Here is a 453-nt window from a genome sequence, read left to right on the forward strand (position 1 = left end):
TCACTTGCTTTGTTGTATAGATTACTGCATTTATAGCAAAAAACTGAATCTTCCAATGCCAGGAAACCATGTGCAAATTCTCCTGGTACAACTAGCCCATGTTGGTTTTCTTCGGATAATACCTTGGAATAATATTTACCGAAGGTTTTAGACTCTTGTCTAAGGTCAACAACCACATCTAAAACCTTACCTTTTAAAACTCTGACATATTTTACCTGCTGATGAGGTGGTCTTTGTAAGTGTAAACCGCGTAGCGTGTTTTTTACAGAAAAGGACTGATTGTCCTGAAGAAAATCATAGTTAATGCCTGCATCGGAAAACTTTTCTTTATGGTAGGTCTCCAAAAAATATCCCCGATCGTCTCCGTGCTTTTGGGGAATTACTTCGAATAAACCGTCAAACTCGGTTTCTTTAAATGTCATAAGCTCTTTTTTGTGCTAAAGTAAATGTACC

General features: G+C 37.3%; 1 protein-coding gene. It reads right to left on the minus strand.

The window, feature by feature from the left end:
- A partial coding sequence (rfbC, locus tag E1176_RS00170) for a dTDP-4-dehydrorhamnose 3,5-epimerase (protein WP_155208581.1) occupies positions 1-422 on the minus strand: 422 nt, incomplete at its 3' end.
- Positions 423-453: the final 31 nt, after the last annotated feature.

It is taken from the genome of Fulvivirga aurantia (assembly GCF_009711475.1).
Taxonomy (GTDB): domain Bacteria; phylum Bacteroidota; class Bacteroidia; order Cytophagales; family Cyclobacteriaceae; genus Fulvivirga; species Fulvivirga aurantia.